Source organism: Fulvivirga aurantia (assembly GCF_009711475.1).
GTDB lineage: Bacteria > Bacteroidota > Bacteroidia > Cytophagales > Cyclobacteriaceae > Fulvivirga > Fulvivirga aurantia.
Window position 1 is genome coordinate 1 of the sequence record NZ_SMMD01000744.1, and the last position, 7,090, is coordinate 7,090.

Sequence of the window (7,090 nt, forward strand, 5' to 3'; positions counted from 1 at the left end):
GTACTTAACGATGAGATATCAATCTGATCCGAAGCCTTTGCCTTAAAGACTAATTCTCCAAATAGATTATAGACAGCAATCTTTTTAGACTTGTTAAAACCAGCAATTTTGATCACCCCACGAGTTGGGTTAGGGTAAAATGTAACTTCGTCACCCCTGTCAGAATAAACATCTGCCAATGAAGTAACCGCACTTACTTTAAGATCATCATCACTTCGAGGCATGATTATATAGTCATCACCAGACTGTTTGAGGAAACCGGTTACACTTACAGTTGAGCTCGGAATTTCTTTACCGCTTAATGGGTGTATTTCCAGTCCAACCTCAAAGTACGCTTCATTGGTACCATCTGTTAAAGAATACTCTACACCTGCTTCAAATACCCCGGTAGAAGTAAATGTTAAATCTGAAACAGTAACTAAATGAGATTCGAAGGCCTCTCCTAATTCTGTTATTTCAACCTCTTCAGCATTAAGATCAACATCTACATTACTTATTGTAGTAAGCTTAATAGGCTCACTTGAAATTTGCAATTGTCCTAAGTACTCATTGATTGAACCAAAAACAACAATACTATCGCCTTGTACCAAATCTGATGATTTGCTATCTGATGATTGACTTCGTAATTCAATGAATGCAGTTCCATCATAAACTATACGATTATCAACACTATTATTTTGGGCATCTACAACCACCCCTGATACATAAACTGGTGAACCAATTGGTTTTTCACGGGCTTCAGCAATTGAAATGATTGATTGATTGGTCACATCTTCCATATACCTTGGTGAAATTTGATAATCACTGCCAAATTGCCCAATATAACCCGTAATATTCACTATGCCTGTTGGTATATCAGCACCTACTAAAGGATGGGTATCTGATCCCAGTCTAAAAATAAATGTATTCTCTCCATCTGTAATTGTATAATTACCTTCTGATCCACCGCCTTGAAACTGACCTGTAGTGTTAAACCATACATTATTAATAATCACTAGCTCTGACTCAGCATCTTCGTTGATTTGATCTATTTCCAGGTTTTGAGCCGTAGGAATTTCTACATTTTGCTTCAATACGTTTATATAAACAGGTTCTCCTGAGATCTGAAGCAGATTATTATATTGTCCTATACCTCCTTTGACCTTCACACTGTCGCCTATTTCTAACTGTGAAGATTCATTGGCGGCACCAAAACCTCTAACTACAATACCTGCCGTACCATCATAGATCACTCTATTACTATTACTGTTATTAACACCTCCTATAACTATTCCTGTAACGATTACTCTTTCATCCATTGGTTTTTTACGAGCATCTTCTATAGTAAGAAGAACTTCGCCTTCTTTGCCTGTAACATCAAAAATTACATCAGGGGTGTTGAGTGAAGTGTGAGTAATATCGACCACGAATGTACTTCCATCAGCCACAGAAGGAGAAAGTTTTACAAATACTTCAAACTCCTGCTCTGCTTCAGATACGTTGTTACTTAAGGTGATTGAAGAAGACCATGTGCTGCCATCTGTTGACAATTCAAAAGGAGCAGTGGCACTCACCGTGACATCTCCATCGAGGTTGTAGCCATTTACTTTATATGACTGCACTTGTTGATCTCCAGCAGCTACTTCTCCAAACCCTGTTGAAAACCCTACTGTGTCAATTAAAATTTGCGGCTCGGCTGTTGTTCCCCAGATTTCACCCACAAACTCCGGATGATCAATGAATGGATTTCTGTTATTCTGCCATTCAGCAATTTTATCATTCCTATCGCGCTCAAATTGATCCACCGGATCATTCTCATGCCACTTTATCAGTTTGTAAAGCCTTCCAAATAATGGCTGTCCGCTAAAGGTAATGTGATCACGAAGCTCGAGATCTAAGGCGTCACTATTATATCTTGTAGCCATATAAAACATCATACGTGCTACATCTCCCTTTACTTCATCTCTCGGTTCCCAGTAATCATCATTTGTATATGTATTAGGTGCCTCACCTTCTTCATATTCTGCCGTATGAGGCAATTCGCTGAAATCTTTATTGCTTCTTGAGCTATTTACTGTCTGATCACAAGGTCTTAAATGATGAATGTCGGTGTAAGCTGTATCGGCATCATCAGGAAAGCCATGTGATTTAGACCAGACATGTTCACGATTCCAGAAGTCATCATTGCTAGGGTTGGTAGGGTCAGAGGCAAAATCGAATTTGTCAATCGACCTACCCGTATAGATGAGTATTACATTATCAGGATTAGCAGGATCTTCATCAGTAGCTCTCAGCGCATCTTTTACCTCACTATAAGTTTTAACCGTGTGGTTATTTATTATTTTATGCAGCGCCATCTTTAATTCTTCACCAGTAAGCCCAGTTGCCGGATCATAATACCCTGCAGGAACTTGTGAGAAAGAATGAAGGCTCACTAAAAGTAGTATTGAAAATAGTATTCGTTTTTTCATAATTAAAAAAATACAAAAAGCTACCATAGAAACCTATGGTAGCTTTTTAGATTACAGAATAGTTAATAACTATTTTTTGTTTGGTCCTTCAACAATTTCAAAAGTACCTCCTCCTTTTGACTGGAACTCTACTAAATATGTATCGTTACCACTACCATTATACGTAGCAAAAGTAACTTTAATAAATACATCAATTCCGTTTACCTGAGCTGGTAATGAAGGATACTTAGCTTGCAGTAAAACTTTTATACCTTCTGCCGCTTTGTTAAGAAGAACTGGTAATGCCTCTTCCTGAGTAAGACCGTCATACTCAGATTGAGCATAATCGCCAGACTGTCTCTTACTTACTCTTATGTCAAAGTTAGAGTAGAACGATCCTGCTCCGTATAACCATTCTTGAGTACCAAAACCATCATCATATAGAGCCGGATTAGACTTAGCAACTGCATCTACTATGATTTGATAGTCTGCAGAAGTCATTGTAAATACTATTGTTGGGTCTAGATTCCAGCGATCTTCAGACTTTATATACTGCTCTTCTTTAGCAATAATTCTATTACCTACCCAAAGACCTTCGGTTACTGTAAATGTTTCAACAATTGTCTCTGTGCTATTACCATTGTAGTAATTGTATGCAATTTTATAAGAATCTCCTTCTTGAGCATATGGGTAAAGAGTGATCAAGTAAGTAGGCAGGTAGTTTTCAGGTAATTTATCATCACTGAAATTTAAAAATCTACCAGTTATACCTAAAGTTGCATAATCTTCAGGATTCAGATAGTAAATATCATCTGATTGAGCCCATTTACTTCCATCGTAAGTATAGAATCTAGCTTGCTCTTCACCACGTGGTTGTGGTGCTCCATCTTTTGATTCATCATCTAATACAAATGAAGTTGTAATGAAGTAATTTGAACCATTATAATTTTTATACTCTATATTATAAACGGTGTTTTCTGAAGTTGCTCTATCGAAAGTAAGTCCTAGGTATTTCTGAAGTCCTTCAATAGTTCTTTCTGCGATTCTTGTTGAATCTTCCTCCTCATTTGCAGAGCCTGCAAATAAGTCATCGTTCATATCTTCAGCAAATTCCTTTCGTTTACTTATACGAGTGTCAAAGTTCTTAAAATAAGAATTTGATGCATAGTAGAAATCTAAAGTACCGTAGCTATCGATCCATTCTACACCTCTGGTATTTTCAATATAATCTACTATCACCTGATATTCATCAGCACCCATTGTGACATTAACTTGAGTAAATCCAGTAGTATCCTCTTCTGTAACTGTCTTATAAGCTACAACCGGTACTGGAGTTAGAATATCCGCAGTGTCTAGGTATTCATAATAAACCAACTTAATGTCACCTTTTTCTGGTTCTTCTTGAATAATATCTTTCAAAACTACAGGTAGTACATCTCCAGGAGTTTGTGATCTAGTTAATATACCAAACTCTTCTGCATCTCCTCCAACTATACTGTAATCAGCTTGAGTTAGAGTAATTGCTTCATCAATATATTGCTGTGAGTTTTCAGAAACTTCTCCCTGAAATAATTTATAACTCACCTGAATAGCGCTTGTATTACCCAAGTGAGGAAACTGGCCTTCTAACACAGATGGCATATACTCAGTAGGGTTTACATTTGCTGTCAGAGCTTCATTATCTTCAATAAACTCTGCTAAAAGCGTATCTTCTTCGTTTGTTCCTTCCGCTTTAATCATGGCTGCGATAGTACCATAATCTGAAGCAGTCAGTTCATAAGCAAATGAAACTTGATTTGCTTCACTAGCAGATTCATCTAGCTCTTCGTAGAGATCCTCAACAGGATCACACGATGCGAACACTATACAAAGCGCTGCAAATAGATATTTTATTTTATTTGTCATCATAACTTAATTATTCAGATATTAAAAATTAACTCTTAGACCCAAAGTCCATGTACGTCCTTGTCCGTAATAAACTTCAGCGTCTTGCGCGTTATGTGCACCACCATCTCTGGCATCACTTATAAATTCTGTGTTAAGCGCGTTATTAAGATTTCCTAATAAAGAAGCATCTAGCTCGCCTATCTTGAATTTGTATCTTAGATTGGCATTAAGAACCCCGTAATCAGGTAGTTGCCAAGACTGAACACCTTTATCGTCTTCGTTATCTCTAGAATTAGGATCAAAATCAGCGTAGTTGTTTGCGTAATAATTAAAATCCGCTCCTATTCTTAGGTTATCAAATACTTCATATCTTACACCTAATGCACCAGTTGTTTGTGCAGCATCACCAACCTTTAAGTCTGCAATAAATACGTTAACTGTACCTGTTACATTTTGATTAGCATCTAACAAAGAAACATCTGTGATGTTATTTTGCCATACCCAGTCACCAAATGAACCCATACCTCTTACAGTAAGTGCATCTACTGGTCTCCATTCAAAGTCAAACTCTATCCCTTGGTGAAGTGCATTAACGCCTGTTACGTTCGCAAATACTTCATCTTCTCCTTGTCCGGCACTTACAATAAGTGTTCTATCCTTCCAGTTTGTTCTGTATAGGTTTACATTGGCATTGAAGGTTCTTGTTCTGTAACCGTATCCAGCCTCAAAAGACAAAATCTTTTGATTCTCAGCGTCTTCATTGATGTCATTTTCAAAATTTTGGAATACCGCATCAAAGTTTGGTGCTTTTTCGAAGTAACCGATATTACCAAAAATGTTATGGTTTTTAGTCAAATTATAGTTAGCACCACCTTTTACCTGATAGCCGAAAAAGTTAACAAAATCAGTTTCTTGTAAAGGATCAGAATCAAGGTAGTTGAAGTAATCAACTCTTTTGTAAGAAGTATTAGAGGCCGCTAATGAAACAAAGGCAGAAAGGTCTCCGGAGGTATATTCTCCTTGTAAAAATCCACCTTCCCATAATACGATCCCATCGTTGTAGTAGCTGTATTTACCGCCTTCTTCAACAACATTATTAGGATTATTTACATCGCTATCATCTACATAGTAGTCAGCGCCTAATAGGTTAGTCACTTCTCTAAAGTGGATGCCTTTATAGTATCTTAAATCAAGACCACCTAGTAAGTTTATTTCATCTGTCAGCTCTGTGCTGTAAGTAGATAAAGCACCATACCATCTGTGATCATTTCTTGATGCGCCTAGTGCATATAAAGCACTACCATCTGCCGAGTTTTGGTTTTCATCAACAAGAGCATCTAAATCTACTGGGCTATAAATATCACCTGTACGAGGTGCGTCACCAGTTATTGGGTTGGTTGAAAAGCCGATGCTTCTACCACCACCACCTGTTCCTACAGATGCATAAAGAGCTGTTGACAACTCAGATTTCTTACTAATTGTCCAGTAATGGTTTAAAGACATTTGTGGTTTGTGATAGAAGTTATCTTCAATACTCTTCTCTTTTCCTTCTAAAATTCCCCAGTCTGGGTTATATCTAATATCCTGAGGTGCATTTCTTATAGTCTGAATTGGTAATCTGTTTTGTCTCTGACCGTGCTGCTGAGGTGCTCCAAAACCAGTGAAAGATATGGTATGTGAGTCGTTCAACATTTTAGAAACATTAAGGAAGTAGTTATATCCTTCAAACTGTGTTCCTTCTACATAACCATCTCCCTGAATTTTTGCAGCACTCATTGTTACCGCCCAGTCATTTTCTAAAAGACCAGTTGAAACAGAGAAACCAACTTTGCTGAAGTTGTTGTTACCAGTTGAAGCGAAAACTGTTCCGCCTTTATTGATATCAGTTGTTTTGGTAAGAATGTTAATTGTTCCACCAATAGAAGGTACAGCTACTTTAGAAGCACCAAGACCTCTTTGTACTTGCATAGATCTTGTTACGTCAGTAAGACCTGCCCAGTTTGACCAGTAAACTCTACCGTTTTCCATGTCGTTAACAGGCACACCATTGATCAATACAGCAACATTTTCTGAGTTAAACCCTCTAAGGTTTATTCTAGAGTCACCGTATCCACCACCTTGCTTGGTTGCATACACACCAGGAGTAGATTTCAACAATTCTGGAAATTCCTGGTTACTTGCTGTAGCAATGATTTCAGCTTGCTTGATAGTAGAAACTGCTACTGGAGTCTTTCTATCGATTGCAACTGAAGCTATAACTTCAATCTCATCAAGACCAATGGCTGCAGTCTCCAAAGAAATATCTCCTAAATCAGATTCGCCAGCTGCTACAGAAATGCTCTGCTCCTGGTATCCAATAAATGAAACTACTAAAGTTGCGTTACCACTAGGTACCGATAACTTAAAGTTTCCGTTGAGGTCGGTAACTGTACCAGTTGTAGTACCTTCGATGATCACGTTGGCACCCACAAGCGGCTCTCCACTATCGGCCTCCTTCACTACACCACTCACCGTTCTTTCCTGGGCTGTGGCCAAAGATGTAGACAGGCAAAAGAAGATTGCCAGCCAAAATCCTGATTGTAAAATTTTACTCATAATTCGTTGTTTGGTTGAAAAAATATGATTTTTAATTTTTACCAGCCGCGAAACTACTTAATATCTATAACTCAATCACTTAAACTACTTTTAATTTAATCTTATCAAACCGCTTGTAAATCTTAACTTATTCTTAACATGAACTTTTGCTAGGTTTATGTTTTGATTTTGTATATCCA

At 37.6% G+C, this 7,090-nt stretch carries 3 protein-coding genes; all 3 read right to left on the reverse strand.

Features of this window, described 5'->3' with window-relative positions; translation table 11 throughout:
• The coding region (locus tag E1176_RS08840) for an endonuclease (RefSeq protein WP_222933119.1) at nt 1-2,450 on the reverse strand (2,450 nt) is incomplete at its 3' end.
• Nucleotides 2,451-2,519: 69 nt separating this feature from the next.
• Nucleotides 2,520-4,337, reverse strand: coding sequence for a hypothetical protein (locus E1176_RS08845; protein ID WP_155210248.1), 1,818 nt, complete (start codon nt 4,335-4,337; stop codon nt 2,520-2,522).
• Nucleotides 4,338-4,355: 18 nt separating this feature from the next.
• Nucleotides 4,356-6,911, reverse strand: coding sequence for a TonB-dependent receptor (locus tag E1176_RS08850; RefSeq protein WP_155210249.1), 2,556 nt, complete (start codon nt 6,909-6,911; stop codon nt 4,356-4,358).
• Between the last annotated feature and the right edge of the window lie 179 nt (nt 6,912-7,090).